General features: G+C 43.4%; 19 protein-coding genes and 1 tRNA gene. 16 read left to right on the top strand and 4 right to left on the bottom strand.

Translation table 11 applies throughout. The features are described 5' to 3' along the window. A partial coding sequence (locus BFN00_RS14960; RefSeq protein WP_071852279.1) for a sulfate ABC transporter substrate-binding protein occupies nt 1-890 on the bottom strand: 890 nt, incomplete at its 3' end. A gap of 160 nt (nt 891-1,050) precedes the next feature. Here BFN00_RS14960 and pabC point away from each other — a divergent pair. From pabC to BFN00_RS14940, 4 genes are all read left to right on the top strand, one after another. Further along, the gene (gene pabC / locus BFN00_RS14955) at nt 1,051-1,863 is read left to right on the top strand and encodes an aminodeoxychorismate lyase (RefSeq protein WP_071852278.1); all 813 of its coding nucleotides are present in this window, start codon (nt 1,051-1,053) and stop codon (nt 1,861-1,863) included. A gap of 1 nt (nt 1,864) precedes the next feature. Then, the gene (gene mltG / locus BFN00_RS14950) at nt 1,865-2,923 is read left to right on the top strand and encodes an endolytic transglycosylase MltG (RefSeq protein ID WP_071852277.1); all 1,059 of its coding nucleotides are present in this window, start codon (nt 1,865-1,867) and stop codon (nt 2,921-2,923) included. Between the two features lie 2 nt (nt 2,924-2,925). Continuing rightward, nucleotides 2,926-3,525, top strand: coding sequence for a dTMP kinase (tmk, locus tag BFN00_RS14945; RefSeq protein ID WP_004279070.1), 600 nt, complete (start codon nt 2,926-2,928; stop codon nt 3,523-3,525). 95 nt (nt 3,526-3,620) lie between these two features. Next, entirely contained in the window at nt 3,621-4,037 is a 417-nt protein-coding gene (locus tag BFN00_RS14940) for a PaaI family thioesterase (RefSeq protein ID WP_071852276.1), read from the top strand. A gap of 109 nt (nt 4,038-4,146) precedes the next feature. On the opposite strand, the gene nadB is transcribed toward BFN00_RS14940, so the two are convergent. Next, nucleotides 4,147-5,781: an L-aspartate oxidase gene (gene nadB, locus BFN00_RS14935; RefSeq protein WP_171260815.1), complete on the bottom strand. Its 1,635-nt coding sequence runs from the start codon at nt 5,779-5,781 to the stop codon at nt 4,147-4,149. 230 nt (nt 5,782-6,011) lie between these two features. On the opposite strand from nadB, the gene BFN00_RS14930 reads away from it, so the two are divergent. The 11 genes from BFN00_RS14930 (at nt 6,012) to BFN00_RS14880 (ending at nt 15,341) form a co-directional block, all read left to right on the top strand. After that, nucleotides 6,012-7,397, top strand: coding sequence for a Do family serine endopeptidase (locus tag BFN00_RS14930; RefSeq protein ID WP_004279067.1), 1,386 nt, complete (start codon nt 6,012-6,014; stop codon nt 7,395-7,397). Nucleotides 7,398-7,517: 120 nt separating this feature from the next. Further along, entirely contained in the window at nt 7,518-7,970 is a 453-nt protein-coding gene (locus BFN00_RS14925) for an acyl-CoA thioesterase (RefSeq protein ID WP_071852274.1), read from the top strand. Nucleotides 7,971-8,220: 250 nt separating this feature from the next. After that, nucleotides 8,221-10,038 carry a translation elongation factor 4 gene (lepA, locus tag BFN00_RS14920; RefSeq protein ID WP_004279065.1) on the top strand — a complete coding sequence of 606 codons (1,818 nt, stop codon included), beginning with the start codon at nt 8,221-8,223 and terminating at the stop codon, nt 10,036-10,038. Nucleotides 10,039-10,058: 20 nt separating this feature from the next. Continuing rightward, complete coding sequence (gene lepB, locus BFN00_RS14915; protein ID WP_071852273.1) at nt 10,059-10,886, top strand: signal peptidase I; 828 nt, start codon at nt 10,059-10,061, stop codon at nt 10,884-10,886. Between the two features lie 23 nt (nt 10,887-10,909). After that, the gene (locus BFN00_RS14910; RefSeq protein WP_071852272.1) at nt 10,910-11,281 is read left to right on the top strand and encodes a DUF4845 domain-containing protein; all 372 of its coding nucleotides are present in this window, start codon (nt 10,910-10,912) and stop codon (nt 11,279-11,281) included. Beyond that, nucleotides 11,253-11,951 (top strand): ribonuclease III, encoded by a 699-nt coding sequence (gene rnc, locus BFN00_RS14905; RefSeq protein ID WP_071852271.1) that lies wholly within the window; start codon nt 11,253-11,255, stop codon nt 11,949-11,951. Before BFN00_RS14910 ends, rnc begins: the two co-directional genes overlap by 29 nt. Then, nucleotides 11,951-12,979, top strand: a complete 1,029-nt coding sequence (era, locus tag BFN00_RS14900) for a GTPase Era (RefSeq protein ID WP_004279061.1) — start codon at nt 11,951-11,953, stop codon at nt 12,977-12,979. The genes rnc and era overlap by 1 nt, the downstream gene beginning before the upstream one ends. Nucleotides 12,980-13,015: 36 nt before the next feature. Continuing rightward, a complete protein-coding gene (locus BFN00_RS14895) occupies nt 13,016-13,213 on the top strand; it encodes an NF038104 family lipoprotein (protein WP_004645619.1) in 198 nt (65 codons plus the stop codon). An 11-nt stretch (nt 13,214-13,224) separates the two neighbouring features. After that, entirely contained in the window at nt 13,225-13,935 is a 711-nt protein-coding gene (gene recO / locus BFN00_RS14890; protein WP_071852270.1) for a DNA repair protein RecO, read from the top strand. A 13-nt stretch (nt 13,936-13,948) separates the two neighbouring features. Beyond that, nucleotides 13,949-14,674 (top strand): pyridoxine 5'-phosphate synthase, encoded by a 726-nt coding sequence (gene pdxJ, locus BFN00_RS14885; RefSeq protein WP_004645617.1) that lies wholly within the window; start codon nt 13,949-13,951, stop codon nt 14,672-14,674. A 13-nt stretch (nt 14,675-14,687) separates the two neighbouring features. Continuing rightward, nucleotides 14,688-15,341: a MiaE family protein gene (locus BFN00_RS14880; protein ID WP_004279057.1), complete on the top strand. Its 654-nt coding sequence runs from the start codon at nt 14,688-14,690 to the stop codon at nt 15,339-15,341. A 197-nt stretch (nt 15,342-15,538) separates the two neighbouring features. On the opposite strand, the gene BFN00_RS14875 is transcribed toward BFN00_RS14880, so the two are convergent. Beyond that, nucleotides 15,539-15,614, bottom strand: a tRNA-Asn gene (locus BFN00_RS14875). 236 nt (nt 15,615-15,850) lie between these two features. On the opposite strand from BFN00_RS14875, the gene BFN00_RS14870 reads away from it, so the two are divergent. Beyond that, entirely contained in the window at nt 15,851-16,306 is a 456-nt protein-coding gene (locus BFN00_RS14870) for a hypothetical protein (RefSeq protein WP_071852269.1), read from the top strand. Between the two features lie 36 nt (nt 16,307-16,342). Here the strand turns inward: BFN00_RS14870 and BFN00_RS14865 are convergent, their stop codons facing one another. After that, on the bottom strand, nt 16,343-16,780 hold the full coding sequence (locus BFN00_RS14865; RefSeq protein ID WP_005247499.1) for a PaaI family thioesterase: 438 nt from the start codon (nt 16,778-16,780) through the stop codon (nt 16,343-16,345). Nucleotides 16,781-17,043: the final 263 nt, after the last annotated feature.

Raw genomic sequence — 17,043 nt, 5'->3', positions numbered from 1 at the left:
AGATGTGTATAAGAGACAGGCTTTAATACATTCGCATTACGTGGACGGTAAAAGTTTTTCGCCGCCACAGTCTGTCCAGCAGGTGAATAGAGGTAATTTAAATAGGCTTTGGCCAGATGTTCATTACCATCTTTCTTGGCATTTTTTTCTACGATTGCCACGGGTGGTTCAGCCAGAATAGACAGAGAAGGAGTAATGATTTCAAATTTTCCCGGCTGTTCGCGGACGGCCAAATGTGCTTCATTTTCCCAAGCCAGTAATACATCCCCAATCCCGCGTTCAGCGAAAGTCGTGGTAGCACCACGTGCACCCGAATCCAGTACTTTGGTTTGTTTGTAGATTTGACGGACAAAGTCTTGTGCTTTGGCATCATTGCCACCTTTCTGGTGTTTGGCCCACGCCCAGGCAGCCAGATAATTCCAGCGTGCACCACCTGAAGTTTTTGGGTTCGGGGTAATAATGTCTACGCCTGGTTTAACCAGATCTCCCCAGTCTTTGATTCCTTTTGGATTGCCTTTACGTACAAGAAAAACGATGGTTGAAGTATAGGGTGTCGAATTCTGCGGGAATTTCTTTTGCCAGTCTTTAGGCAGCAAACCACGTTCTGCAATTTCATCAATATCTGCTGCCAGTGCCAGTGTTACAACATCGGCATCCAGTCCGTCAATCACGGCACGTGCCTGTTTGCCTGAACCGCCATGTGACTGTTTATAGTTAATATCCTGACCGGTGGTTTTTTTCCAGTAAGCACTGAATTCTTTATTAAAGTTGTCGTACAATTCGCGAGTCGGGTCATAAGATACGTTCAGGAAATCTTTTGCTGAAACGCTCAATGCGCTTGCTGAAAGTAGCGCTGCCAGTACCCCGATTTTTAATTTACGCGTGTTCATTTTTTGCCTCAAGTTTTTTAGCTTTTGTTAGATGAGGCAAGAATAGCTTGAGATTTTTTGCATAAAAAATAATTAAAAAAGAATTGGATGTGAGTAAAAAAGATATATAGGTGAAGCCTGAATCTGACTGCTCGATTTTTCATTTTAGAGGCTGCAAAATATGCTGTATTTAAAAAATGCTCAACCTGCCAGCCATATAGATCTGCTGGATCGTGGCTTTCATTATGGTGATGGCTGTTTTACCACCGCCCGGATTCGGCATAACCGGATTGAATTATATGATCGTCATATGGCACGTTTGCAAATCAGCAATCAGAAATTAAGCCTGAATGCCAATCTTGATCTGATTGCAGAAAGTTTACAGCTTCTCGGGGAATCAGAGGGTAAGCTGAACGGGACATTAAAGATTGTGCTCAGTCGTGGAGTGGGTCAGCGCGGTTATAGTTTGCCGGATCATCCTGCAGATCTCTGGCTATTTTATTATCCTCAAACCGTACAGGATTTTAAGTTTGAGCAGATTCAAAGTGGCATTTTACAGCAGGCATTAGGACTGACGATGCCGAGTCTGGTAGGGCTAAAAACCTTAAACCGTCTAGAGCAGGTTTTGCTGAAACAGGAAGCAGATCAAAGCGGCTGGCCTGAGGCCCTGGTGACAGATGTACAGGGCGGTGTTGTCGAAGGGGTAAGCAGTAATTGTTTCATTCGTATAAACAATACATGGATTACGCCGGAACTTCGTTATAATGGCGTCTTCGGTGTCATGCGTGCAGAAATTCTACAACGTATGCAAGATCAGGGAATTAGCTGTCAGCAACGCTGTATCGATATGGATGAAATCAACCATATTCAAAGCCTGTTTTTCTGCAATGCACTCAGCCCGATGAAAATTGTCACGCAATTTGAGCAGCGAACCTTGGATGGCGATGCTTGTATTGAAATTTTTAACCGTCTTCGATTGAACCAGATGTCTTAATATGTCAGCTTCCAAACCTAAAGCCAAAAAGAAAAATAAAGCGAGATTCTCCTCATCTTTCAAAGGAATTGCCTTGGTCCTGATTGGTATTGCTTTGATCTTGGCATTGATCCTGAAAAGCAGTTTGTGGAAGGATTATCCTGTAGAAGGAAAAAAACAGCTGCTCGCGATTGAATCTGGTCAAACCTATTCCGGTTTTATTGATCGTCTGGCTAAAGAAAATCAGGTGAGTTTTCCGATCATTCTCAAACTGTATCAGCGCATCATGATTCATGACACTATGAAAGCGGGCGTGTATGAAGTGCGCCAGGGCATGAGCATCCGTCAGGTCTTGGAGATGATTTCCGATGCAGACAATGCCCAGATGAGCCGGATTCTGGTGATTGAAGGAACGACTTTTAAGCAACTGATTGATGCCCTGAAGAAAAATGATCTGGTCACCAAAGAAGTGCTGCATCTGCCTACTGAGCAATTACTCAAAGAACTGAATATTCCGTTTTCACATCCTGAAGGGCTGTTTGCACCGGATACTTATTTCTTTGCCAAAGGTGAAACTGACCGTAAAATTCTGACCAATCTTTATCAGCGACAGATGAAAGCACTGGATGAGGCGTGGGCGAAACGTGCAACTGATCTGCCATATCAGAATAAATATGACGCGCTGATTATGGCATCGATTATTGAAAAAGAGACCAGTGTAGATCGTGAATTGGAACAGGTTTCTGGGGTATTTGTACGCCGTTTAAAAATTGGCATGCGTTTACAGACCGATCCAACAGTGATTTACGGAATGGGCGATAATTATAATGGCAATATTACCCGTAAAGATTTACGCACACCGACGCCGTATAACACCTATACTATTTCAGGTTTGCCGCCAACGCCAATTGCGTTGCCAAGCAAGAAAGCCATTGAAGCAGCCATGCATCCGGATAATTCTGACAACCTGTATTTTGTCGCTACCGGTAATGGTGGACATAAGTTCACGAGCAATCTGAATGACCACAATAAAGCCGTACAGGAATATCTGACGATTTTACGCTCGAAAAATAAGGAATGAGTATGTTTATTAGCTTTGAAGGCACAGAAGGTGTAGGTAAAACCACGCTCATTCGTTCGATCTATGAAGATTTTATCGCCCAGGGCAAAGATGTTATTTTGACTCGTGAACCCGGTGGAACCCCGATGGCTGAGCAGATTCGCTCGCTGTTGCTGGCTGTGAACCATGAAGAAGCCATGGCGCATGATACCGAGCTGTTATTGATGTATGCGGCGCGTGCCCAGCATCTGGCACAAGTGATTCTGCCCGCATTAGAAGCTGGGAAAATTGTCTTATGTGACCGTTTTAGCGATGCCAGCTTTGCCTATCAATGTGCAGGTCGGGGTCTGAGCGAAACCAAGTTGCAGTTACTGAATGACCACTTTGTCGCACGCATGCCGGACATCACGTTCTGGTTAGAAGCACCTATTGAACTGGGGATGAACCGAGCACGTGAACGTGGTGCGCTGGATCGCTTTGAACAGGAAAAAGTCACTTTCTTTGAGAAAGTGAGAGCGGGATATGAAACTTTATGGCAACGTCATCCTGAACGGATCAAACGTCTGGATGCAACTCAAACGCCTGAGCAGGTATTTGAGCAGGCCTTAAGTTATTTAAAATAAGCCGATTATTAAAATACTTTTTATTTAATTTTTCTCTAGGTTTATCTGTGAAGAATCTTCTATATTAAGGCTGATATAGAAGATTTTTTAATCATATGAAAACGACCAAAACTGAGATAGAACAATTTTTACAACAAGAATTTCCACAAAGCCTGGAGAAGTGCCGGATTGAAGCCGTTTCTCCGCGTGGAGCCACTTTGCTTTATCAGGTGAGATCAGAGGAATTGCGTCCAGGCGGTACCGTTTCTGGCCCAACCATGATGACCTTGGCGGATTTTGCTCTTTATGTTGCCATTCTGGGTGAAATTGGATTGGTCGGTTTGGCCGTGACCACTAACTTGAATATCAATTTTTTACGTAAACCTTCAGGTGGAACAGATATACGGGGAGAGTGTAAGCTCATCAAGGTGGGCAAAGCATTGATTGTGGGAGAAGTCTGGATTTATTCGATTGATCAGGATGAACCTGTGGCGCATGTGACCGGAACATATTCAATTCCACCACAACGTTAATTATCTGAAATATAAAAGATTGACTGTAAATAGCCTAAGCTACCTTTGAGCAGATAAAAATCTAAAAAGAAAAGGAGATATCATCCAAGGATGTTATCTCCATCTACTTTTAACAATTCACCAAAGGCGTTTCCACTTCAAAATTTGGTGGGACGAGGACTGTTTTGCGTAATTCTGGTAGCAGCTCGGGATAATCCAGGGTGAAATGCAAACCGCGAGATTCTTTACGGTGCATGGCGCAGCGCACGATCATCTCGGACACCAGCACCAGATTGCGCAGCTCGATCAGATTTTTGCTGACCTGGTAATCCTGATAGTACTCGGTAATTTCTTTTTTCAGCATTTCAATACGATGTAGCGCACGTTCCAGGCGTTTGGTCGTGCGGACAATGCCAACATAGTTCCACATGGTCTGACGTAGCTCATCCCAGTTTTGCAGAATCACGACATCCTCATCCGGGTTGGTCACCTGAGAATCATCCCAAGCTGGAACTGCAGGAGCTGGCTGATCGGCCTTGAAATTTTCCTGAATGTGCTTGGCTGCACTCATTCCATAGACAAAACATTCTAAAAGTGAGTTACTGGCCATACGGTTAGCACCATGCAGGCCAGTATAAGAGGTTTCCCCAATCGCATAGAGTCCGGCAATATCTGTCTGGCTATGTTCATCGACCACAACACCACCGCAAGTATAATGGGCTGCCGGAACAACTGGAATCATGTCTTTGGTAATATCGATCCCTAGTTCAAGCAGACGGGCATACAGGGTAGGGAAATGCTCTTTGACAAAGCTTTCATCTTTATGGGTAATGTCCAGCCAGACATGACGTATACCGAGACGCTTGATTTCATAGTCGATAGCACGTGCCACAATATCACGCGGTGCGAGTTCGGCTCGTTCATCAAAACGCAGCATAAAGCGTTCACCATCGGGCAGACGCAGATAAGCGCCTTCACCACGCATTGCTTCAGTGATCAGGAAAGAACGTGCTTGCGGATGATAAAGGCAGGTCGGGTGAAACTGGTTAAATTCCATGTTGGCGACCCGGCAGCCGGCACGATAAGCCATGGCAATACCATCACCGGTGGCAATATCCGGATTTGAGGTGTAAAGATAAGCTTTCATAGCACCGCCACAGGCAAGAGCGGTAAATGGAGCCAAGAAGGTATGCACTTTTTCAGTTGTTTCATCCAGGGCATATAAACCCAGCGCACGATTATCGCCGTCTAAACCGAGCTTTTGTGAACAAATCAGGTCAATCGCAATATAATTTTCAAAGATTTTAATATTCTGTTTTTCTTGGGCGCGTTGTACCAAGGTGGTGGAAATGGCACGACCCGTGGCATCGGCCGCATGAATAATTCGGCGCTGTGAATGACCACCTTCACGGGTGAGATGTAACTGTTCCTGTTCATCCAGAGTAAATTGCACGCCGTGTTTCAGCAGGAAATCAACTGAAGGTTTGCCACCTTCTACCGTCTGTTTAACCGCATCCATTTCACACAGTTGCGCACCTGCAATCATAGTGTCATCAATATGTTGTTCAATCGAATCCATTTCATCCAGTACTGCGGCCACGCCACCTTGAGCATAAAAAGTGCTGGCATCTGTCAGGGTAGATTTCGCCAAGACTGCAATATTAAAATGATCTGGGAGCGATAAGGCTAAACTTAAACCGGCACCGCCACTGCCCACAATAATGACGTCAAATTGATGGGTAAGGGATAAATTAGACATGTCCATCAGCTAATTTTAAAAAAAGTTTGGTAATAACAGCGCTTTTTTGTACAAAAGGCAAGCGTTGAAGTGCTCATTTATTGATGAAAAAAATTAATCAAAGCCTTAACTTAATGCTTTAATAATGAGATATTGCCCAGAATAAAGTATTGAAACATATTATTACTTAAACTTTACAGTGTTTGTGATAAAACCTATTTACATAAATTTATCAATAATTTGAGTGAATAATTTATATGAAAATTCTAGACTTAAAAAAAGGATTATTTGCAGCCACTCTCACCATGAGTGCTGCACAGTTGCAGGCTGTAACGCCGGTTGATTTTTCAAATCTGGTCGAGCAGGTCAGTCCTGCAGTGGTCAGTGTCAATGTCGTTAAAAAAATGAGCGAAGAAGAGCTCTTACAACAACAAGTTCCGGAAATTCTGCGCCGCTTTTTTGGTAATCAGGTGATTATTCCGCAGCAGCGTATGCCACAGGAAAAGACGGGCTATGGCAGTGCATTCTTTATCAGCAAGGATGGTTATCTGCTGACCAATCATCATGTGGTTGAGGATGCTTCCAAAGTCACCATTACCCTGAATGACCGTCGTGAAATTGATGCCACTGTTGTAGGGAGTGATGCACGAACTGACGTAGCTTTGCTTAAAGTTAATGGCTCGAATTTCCCAGAATTACGGACGGGTGATGTAGGACGCTTACGTGTTGGTGAGCCTGTACTCGCAATTGGTTCGCCATTTGGTTTTGATTATTCCGCTTCTGCCGGAATCGTTAGTGCCAAAATGCGCAACATGATGGGTGAAACTGCAGTACCTTTCATCCAGACAGATGTAGCATTGAACCCGGGTAATTCAGGGGGTCCTCTGTTTAACCAGCGTGGTGAAGTAGTCGGTGTTAACTCACGGATCTTTAGTGGAACCGGTGGGTATATGGGCTTGTCCTTCTCGATTCCGATTGATGTGGCAATGGAAGTTGCAGATCAGCTGAAAAAGAATGGTAAAGTGACCCGCTCTTATCTGGGCGTGAGTTTGCAGGATATCGACCGTAACCTTGCTGAATCTTATAACCTGCCTAAGCCTGAAGGTTCCTTGGTGACTCAGGTTGCGCCAAATTCACCGGCTGCACGTGCGGGTCTGCGTGCCAGTGATGTGATCTTAAAATACAATGGTACCCCAATCTCACGTACCAGCGAGTTGTTGAACTATTTGAACCGTACTGCACCTCAGCAGCAGGTACAACTTGAAATCTTGCGTGATGATAAACGTCGTAGTATTGCAGCGACTTTAAGTGCGGCACCAGATGATACCCCAGCAAAAGCAAGCACACAGGCTCAACCCAGCAAAGGGCCAGTGATCGGGGTTTCAATTCGTGACCTCAGTCCAGCAGAGTTAGCGAGTCTGGAAATCAAAGGTGGTGTGGTGATTCAGGATGTACGTCCGGGTGGTATTGCAGCACAGGCACGAATCATGCCGAATGATGTGATCACGCAAATTAATAACCAGACAGTACTGAATTCAAATCAGTTTGTGCAAGAGGTGTCTGAACTGAAAAAGGGTAGCATCGCGCGTGTCACCTTGATTCGTCAGGGGCAGCTTGCTGTGGTCGGGATGCGTATCTCATAAAATTGCTAGATTTTTGTGAAAGACCGCTTGTATAAGCGGTTTTTTATTTTTTGCAATTTACCCCAGCGATAAATTCGGTAGACTCTATAACCTTAAAATCATGGGAAGGATAACAGCACAGTGAGCGGTATTTTTGATCTTGCTTTAAAGGTTCAAGCCAACCATATTGATGGATTAGGTCATGTGAACAATGTGATCTATGTGCAATGGATGCAGGATGTCGCATCAGCTCATATTGAAAAACTGGGCTTGGGACTCAAGCAATATGTAGAGCTGAAACATGCCATGGTTGCTGTTGAGCATCAGGTGCAATACCGTAAGGCAGCTTTTGAGGGAGACGAGATTATTCTGCGCACCTGGCTTAATGATATCAATGCCTTGTATTCATTTAGACAATACGCATTTTATCGACCACAGGATCAGATTCTGTTGTTTACTGGAAGTACCCAATGGGCCTGTATCGAAATGGCCACCGGACGTCCCAAACGCATGTCACCGACATTTACCCAAGCATATCAGCCACTTTCAGAACATATAAATCCTTTTGATTTTTCCACTTTATATCTGGATTGAAAAGATTATGCTCTCTAGCCTGATCAGGATATCGGTCTAGCATTGAGGAGTAAATGGAGCTGGGGAGCTATTTTCTAATCATGGTGATCCAGATTTCATCTGACTGAGGTGTACGCGACCTAGGGAATAAAGGAAAAAATATAATTCTTTTTCTAGATCACCATTCTGCTATAATCCTTCGCAATTTCTATTCGGCTTTTGTTATGTAATATTTTTAAATTACATAGCGTGTTTTTTCTCAAGGTAACCCATGGCGCAAGCTAAAAAATCTGTTGATATTAAAAACATTCGTAACTTCTCGATTATTGCGCACATTGACCACGGTAAATCGACCCTAGCGGATCGCTTTATTCAAACTTGTGGCGGCTTGCAAGATCGTGAAATGCAGGCTCAAGTCCTTGACTCAATGGAGCTTGAGCGCGAACGTGGGATTACCATTAAAGCCACTTCGGTAACCTTGTACTATACGCATCCCAACGGTCAAGAGTATCAATTGAACTTTATTGATACACCGGGACACGTCGACTTCTCGTATGAAGTCTCACGCTCCCTTGCTGCCTGTGAAGGTGCCTTGCTGGTTGTAGATGCTGCGCAGGGCGTAGAAGCACAGTCTGTTGCTAACTGCTATACCGCAATTGAACAAGGTCTGGAAGTACTTCCGGTACTGAACAAGATCGACTTGCCGCAAGCTGAACCTGAACGTGTCATTCAGGAAATTGAAGACATTATCGGGATTGAAGCCACAGAAGCGCCGACCTGTTCTGCAAAAACAGGTTTAGGTATTGAAGGTGTGCTTGAAACACTGGTCAATGTAATTCCTGCACCTGAGGGTGATCGCGAAGCGCCATTACAAGCGCTGATTGTGGATTCATGGTTTGATAACTACCTTGGTGTAGTTTCTCTGGTTCGGGTCAAGCAGGGTCGAGTGCGTAAAGGCGACAAGATGTTGATCAAATCAACTGGTCAAACGCATATTATTACTTCTGTAGGTATCTTTAACCCGAAACATACTGAAACCGGTATGCTGGAAGCGGGTGAAGTTGGTTTTGTCATTGCCGGTATCAAAGATATTTTCGGTGCGCCAGTCGGTGATACGATTACCTTGGCAACCACACCTGAAGTGGCAACATTGCCAGGCTTTAAAAAGGTGAAACCACAGGTTTATGCCGGTCTATTCCCGATTGATGCCAGCGATTTTGAACCTTTCCGTGAAGCATTGCACAAGCTGCAAATCAATGACTCGGCTTTGTTCTTTGAACCTGAAAGTTCAGATGCGCTCGGTTTTGGTTTCCGCTGTGGTTTCTTGGGCATGCTGCACATGGAAATCGTACAGGAGCGTCTGGAACGCGAGTATGATCTTGACCTGATTTCTTCTGCGCCAACCGTAATTTATGAAGCGGTGATGAAGAATGGTCAGACGATTTATATCGACAGTCCATCCAAAATGCCGGATGGTTCAACGGTTGAAGATTTACGTGAACCGATTGCTGAGTGTCATATTCTGGTACCGCAAGAATACTTGGGTAACGTCATGACGTTATGTGTTGAGCGCCGTGGTGTGCAAAAAGACATGAAGTTTATGGCGAATCAGGTTTCCATTACTTTCGAAATTCCAATGGCCGAAGTGGTCATGGACTTCTTTGATAAATTGAAGTCTTGTTCACGTGGTTTTGCATCACTGGACTATAACTTTGTCCGTTTTGAAAGCTCATCTTTAGTCAAAGTAGATGTCTTGATCAATGGGGAAAAAGTCGATGCTTTGGCGATGATCTGTCACCGTAATGATGCACGTCATCGTGGTATTGCACTGGTTGAAAAAATGAAAGACCTGATTCCACGTCAAATGTTTGATGTCGCGATTCAGGCGGCAATTGGTGCGCAAATCATTGCACGTTCGACTGTAAAAGCGATGCGTAAAAACGTATTGGCGAAGTGTTATGGTGGTGACGTGTCACGTAAGAAAAAACTTCTATCTAAACAGAAAGAAGGTAAGAAACGCATGAAACAGGTGGGTAGCGTAGAAATCCCGCAAGAAGCGTTCTTAGCTGTATTAAAAGTCGAACGCTAAAATAATAAGGATATAAGCCCATGGATTTTGATTTTAATTTAATTCTTGTTCCTGCGACCCTGTTTTTTGTCGCAGTGTGGTTGCTAGACAAGTTTGTTTTGAAGCAAAGACAAACCCGAGGCAAAGGCCATGAGAATTTCATTATCACCTGGGCTTATGACTTTTGGCCGGTGCTGGCCATCGTGCTGGTACTGCGTTCTTTTTTATACGAACCTTTTAATATTCCGTCCGATTCGATGGTGCCGACGCTGGAAACCGGCGATTTTATTCTGGTGAATAAATTTGACTATGGCATCAAACTGCCTATGGTCAATACCAAAATTATTGATACCGGCAGTCCGGAACGTGGTGATGTGGCGGTATTCCGTTATCCACCGCAACCGACCATCAGTTATATCAAGCGTATTGTCGGCTTGCCAGGCGATCATATTGTTTATGATCATGGCCAGTTGAGCATTAATGGTGAAAAAGTAGCGAAAGTTCCAGTAAAATTTAGCCGCGAAAAAGACCGTTTAGATACTCCAAATGCCATTTACCATAAAGAAACTCTGGGTGAGCATACCTTTACCATGCGTGAGCTGGAAGGCGTGAATATCGCTCGTCAGGCACCTTTTATTAACTACTTGGAAAATGGTAAATATTCAGGTGAAAATGGTTTATATTGGGAAGTGAAAGTACCAGAAGGTCATTACTTTGCGATGGGGGATAATCGCGATCAGAGTGCTGACAGTCGTTTCTGGGGGCTTGTTCCGGAAGAAAACTTAACAGGTCGTGCCTTCTATATCTGGATGCATAAAGAACCTGGCTTTAAATTGCCATCGTTTGGTCGAAACGGAACAATCGATTAATTGTTTCAATCAGGAAAATAAAAATGAGACATCAACAAGGTGCTTCTTATATTGGGGTTTTAATTGCAATCGTGGGCTTTGCATTTCTTGCAAAAGTGGCGATTGCGGTGTGGGGACCATACTTCGATGATCGTATGGTCGATGGTGAGATTGAGGCGCTGTTAAAAAGTGCTCCACCTAATATAACGCCAGAAACATTCCGTCAACAGATGAGTCAGCGTTTAGAAATGAATAATATTCGTGATCTGAAGTTTGACGAAATTGCCAAAGTCACCAATACCGATGGTTTACAGGTGCACAAGAATTATGAAATTCGTAAAAATTTCATAATGAATATCGATTTAGTGATGAAGTTTGAGAAAGAGTTTGATCAAAGCACAGTTAAAGCTAAATGATGAACGTCTTGCCAAACGGATCGGCTATCAGTTTAAACAGGCTGATTTGCTGAAACTGGCATTGACTCACCGTTCAGTCAGTCATAAACACAACTACGAGCGCCTGGAATTTCTGGGCGATTCTCTTTTAGGGATGATCATTGCGAATTATCTTTTTAATGCCTATCCGAGTGAAAACGAAGGCCGGTTGACGCGTATGCGTGCCACCTTGGTTCGTCAGGAAGCATTAGGAAAAATCGCCAATGATTTAAAACTGAGCCAGAATTTAATTCTCAGTACCGGTGAATTGAAATCTGGCGGTCATCATCGTGAGTCTATACTGGCAGATACGGTAGAAGCCATTATTGGTGCAATCTATGTCGACTGCGGTGATCTCACTGTGCTAGAACCGATTGTGTTAAAATGGTACGAGCCATATTTGGATCATATTGGGCCGACAGATCAGCTTAAAGACCCTAAATCTCGCTTACAAGAGTATTTACAAGCACGTAAGAAACCTCTCCCAGTTTACGAGGTTGTAGATATTCAAGGTGATGCCCCCAATCAGCATTTTAAAGTGGAATGCCAGATTGCGGGATTGCCGACCATGCAAGGCGAAGGCGCGAGCCGCCGTTTTGCTGAACAAGCCGTTGCGGCGGATATTTTGAAACTTTTGGAGCATAAGTCTTAATGACTACTCATTCCGATCACATTGATGCTGATCACGAGTCGCAAAGCGACAGTCACGACCTTATTAGTCAATTTTTTAGTGCACAAGGCACCGAAATCCCATCGGATTATCGCAGTGGTTTTGTTGCCATTGTAGGTCGCCCGAATGTGGGTAAATCTACCTTAATGAACCATATTCTGGGTCAGAAGCTTTCAATTACCTCACGTAAACCGCAAACCACACGTCATAAAATCGTGGGGATTGATTCACGTGAAAAATCTCAGGCTGTATTTGTCGATACACCGGGGATGCATAAAAAAGAAGTCCGTGCCATCAATAAAATGATGAACCGTGCGGCACATTCGGCTTTGCGTGATGTGAACCTGGTTTTATTCGTGGTGGATGCACAAAAGTGGACGCCAAACGATGATCTGGTTCTGGAAAAGCTAAAAAATGCTGAAATGCCAGTGATTCTAGTGATCAACAAGCTGGATACTTTTGAAAACAAGAATGAAGCTCTGCCGCTGATTCGTGAACGCGAAAAGCTGATGAACTTTGCGGAAATCGTACCGGTATCTGCACTTCGTGGTGCCAATCTTGAACATTTACGTGACACGATTGCCAAGTATCTTCCGTTCCAGCCACCACTGTATTCACTGGATCAACTGACCGATCGTTCAGAGCGTTTCCTGGCGTCTGAAATTATCCGTGAAAAGATCATGCGTCAGCTGGGTGAAGAGCTTCCATACGATTTGACCGTTCAGATCGAATCATTCAAAACTGAAGAGCCGGTCTTGAATGAAAAAACCGGTCGTATGAAAGCAGCCTGTACCTATATTGATGCCACGATTTTTGTTGATCGTCCGAGCCAAAAAGCCATTGTGATTGGCGAAAAAGGTGTCAAACTGAAAAAAATCGGTATGGATGCGCGTCTCGACATGGAAAAAATGTTCGAGCAAAAAATCATGCTGACCCTTTGGGTGAAAGTCAAAGGTGGCTGGTCTGATGATGAGCGTGCATTAAAAAGCTTAGGTTATAGTGATATCTAAGCGATAAGCTTGATAAGACCCTTCGAGGAATCTGTGATGATGAAAGTGTTGGCAGTGGTTGCATGTGTTTTATTTCTGCAAGGCTGTATTCATAAAGTGGTCACGGTTCCTGTCAAGGTGGCTTATAAAACCACAAAAGTCGCAGTCAAAGGTACTGCGGCTGTTGTGGGTGCAGTGATCCCGGATGGGGATGACGAAGAAGATGATAAAAAATCAAAAAAAGATAAGGATTAAAGTACCCGCTTATGCGTAATGAAGTACTGCATGGCTATTTGATTCATCATCGTAAGTACCGTGAACGCAGTCATATTGTGCATTTATTTACCCAAGAATATGGCAGGGTAGATGGTATTCTCAGGCAAATGCCACCACCACAGTATCAGCCCATTCGCTTGCAGGCTTCAGGTAAATCCGAACTCAAAAATTTTACTAAACTGGAAATTGTCAATCAGCCGATTTTCTTTTTTGGCGATGCCTTTTTCTCAGGTTTTTATCTGAATGAAATCCTGTTGCGGTTATGTCCTTTAGAAGTCGAAATGCCGCAAACTTTTGCCAAATATGCTGAGACCTTAACTGCATTACAGCAATTATCCGTACAATCTAATCCAAATTTATATTTAAAACAGATCTTGCGCCAGTTTGAGTATGTTTTGCTGGAAGAACTCGGTTATGGTCTGGATTTTTCGGTAGATGCCAATCAGGCGCAGATTGATCCACAACAGCACTATTATTTTCAGCTCAATGCCGGCTTTATGCCATCGGCCAAAGCCTTACGCTCCACCCTATCTGGTCAACAGATTTTAAGCATGTTGACGCATGAAAATGGTGGGGATTTTAATCCGGAACAGTTACAATTACTGACGAAACTGTATCGACAGGTGATCACGGCCTTGCTTGGTGATCGACCATTAAAAAGTCGACAACTCTGGATTCAAAACTCTCAATCTCAATCGTAGTTAGGAAAAGATTATGGCTGCATTACTTGGTGTCAATATTGACCATGTCGCAACATTAAGACAAGCACGTGGTACGACGTACCCAGACCCAGTCAATGCTGCATTGATCTGCGAACAGGCAGGGGCAGAAGGCATTACCTTGCACTTGCGTGAAGACCGTCGCCACATTCAGGATGACGATGTGCGTCGTATGCGTCCTGCGTTAAAAACCCGTATGAACCTTGAGTTGGCGGTAACAGATGAAATGATCGCCTTTGCCAAGGAAATCAAGCCTCAGCATGTTTGCTTTGTTCCTGAAAAACGTCAGGAAGTGACCACTGAAGGTGGTCTGGATGTCGTGGGTAATTTTGATGCTGTAAAAGCCGCGACTCAAGAGCTGGAAGCCATTGGTTGTGATGTATCTTTATTTATTGATGCCGATTTTGCACAAATTGATGCAGCAGTTGCTTGTGGTGCACCGACGATTGAGATTCACACAGGCGCCTATGCCGATGCAGAAACGCCAGAAGCGCAACAAGCGGAACTTGAACGCATTGTGAAAGGTGCTGAATATGCTGCATCTAAAGGTCTGGTAGTGAATGCAGGTCATGGTTTAAATCTGGATAATGTAACGCCAATCGCCGCGATTCCACAGATTCATGAGCTCAATATTGGTCATTCTTTAATTGCGGATGCGGTATTTGTCGGTCTGGCACAAGCGGTTCAGCAAATGAAAGCCGTGATTAAGTCAGCGCGTTAAGATTAGAGTGGTTATGTCGAATATTAATTATGATGAACTGATGCAGCCGGTGATTGCGTTCCTCGGTTGTGAAACACCACAAGCATGGCTGGATATGGCAGTCGAAAATCTTGAAATCTTAATGCAAGATCATGCCAACTGTGAAAAAAAAGCAGCCAGCACGGCCATGAACCTGATGTTCCGCTATAGTTATTTTGTTGATCTACAGGTAAAGCTTGCACAGCTGGTGCGTGAAGAAATGCTGCATTATGAGCAAGTACTTGAATTGATGAACAAGCGCGGTCAGGCTTGGCAGAACTTGAGTGCAGGGCGTTATGCTGGTGGTTTGCGTAAGGAAATCCGCACTTTTGAGCCTGAAGCCTTGATTGATGTCTTGGTGATTGGTGCCTTTGTGGAAGCGCGTTCCTGTGAGCGTTTCTACGCGCTTGCTTCGCGTGTTGATGATGAGTTGGCACGTTACTACCGTTACCTGCTCAAATCCGAATCTCGCCATTTTGAAGACTATTTGGCTTTGGCAATGGATGTGGCAACCACAGCAAAACTGAAAAATCCGAAAGAGGATATTCAGGAGCGAATCTTACATATTCGTGAAGTTGAAAAACAGCTAATTCTCGCGCCTGATGAAACTTTCCGTTTTCATAGCGGTGTTCCGGCTCAAGCGGCTTAATCTCGGTGACAGTTTAAAAATCCTCCATGCATGGGGGATTTTTTATATCTCAAAATTTTGAAAAGAGGGGTATTTATATATCGAATTTTATGAGGGATTGAAAATAATTATTCATTTTAAATAGTTGAAAATAACAAGCCGTCAAATTTTAAGATAATAAAAAAGCCCACTTCATGATGAGTGGGCTTTCTTGAATTTGGCTCTCCAACCTGGGCTCGAACCAGGGACCTGCGGATTAACAGTCCGTCGCTCTACCGACTGAGCTATTGGAGAATCTGAAAGCGATTATAGAGAGATTTTGACGGGGGTCAAGCAAAAATTATCATATTTATTATAAATACAGCTTGTCTGTTTTTAATTTGGGCAATTGCATAAATTTTACGAAAAATACTTGTCAGAATAAATTTCACTTGCTAGATTAAAACCATAAAGTCGTTTGACCAAATGGTCAAACAGTGTGGATTTAAACCTACTTGCCAGCACAAAAATGGCTAAATCGGAGACAGCGAATGAATACGCTCAGCATCCCTCAAATTTTCTCTCAACTGGCTTATTATCAAGAAAACTATCTGCAAATTATTGCCGATCCTACACAGTATTATATCCCGGTTAAAGACGCTCATATCACGCTATGGCCTTTGGCGCAAAAATCACTTTATTTAGGTGATTTGCTGCAATTATGGTTTGCAGAAAAATGGTTGGTAGAAACTGAAAGTCAATTTAACTTTGAAGTTTTCCTGAATGCAGACTATCTGAAAGAGCAAGGCAAAGACCTTTATATCTATGCCATTTCTGGCAATCTTTTGACAGGTACTAATCAGTCTAAAGCGTGGCAAGCCTCAACAACACAAACACAAGATGTGGAATTAGCCAATGTTTCCAAGCATTATTTTGAGTTTCAAGGCTTAACTCGACCACGCTTGTCATTTGTTAAAGCAGGGCAGGCGAAAAGTAATATTATTTAAATGAAGTGTCTGATGAATTGTACAGGCTACCAATATTCATTCAGTCCGAATAATCATACAGGTCGCAGTGGCATGAGCATACAGGCGACCTTCTTCATCCAGAATCTGACCTTCAGAAATACCTAAATTTCTACTGAGATTAATTGATTTTCCTACGGCTTTCAGTGGCTGATTCTGAGGTATGGGGCGGCACATCTTTACATTCAGATCAATGGTGCCATAACCGACACCTGCTTCAAGTAAAGTATGAATCGCGCAGCCTGTCACGGTATCCAAAACGGTTGCAGCAAAACCACCATGGACGCCGCCAAGCGGATTTAAATGTCGATGATCAGCTTTTACCTTAAATTCTACATGTCCGCTTTTAATCACTGCTGGTTGCATCGACATGGTTTCGCTAATACTTGGGGCCGGGATTTTTTCATCACGCATCGCTTCCAGTAATGCTAAACCGCTCATTTCTTTTGGGTTCATTATGCTTTTCCTGTCATTGTTCTTAAGTTGTTGAGGTTTAATTCAAAATTGTGACATCGCTAATAGCAATTTGGTATAGGAATGGCGGATTATTTTGTAAGAAGTCCATTGCCTGCACCTGAGTAAAGTCATTTTATAAAAAAATAAGAAATAGAATGATTTATGGCAGGATACTGGTATACATTTCTAATGAAATATCTCAGTTCTAAATAATCTGCCAAAAAACGAATCTTATAAAAGAATCTTAGATTAGCATTTGAAGT

The sequence above is a fragment of the Acinetobacter sp. AR2-3 genome, from assembly GCF_001878775.1.
In the GTDB taxonomy this organism is placed as follows: Bacteria; Pseudomonadota; Gammaproteobacteria; order Pseudomonadales; family Moraxellaceae; genus Acinetobacter; species Acinetobacter lwoffii_D.
Note: the sequence above shows the minus strand (reverse complement) of the source record. Positions and strands in the feature narration are given on the sequence as shown.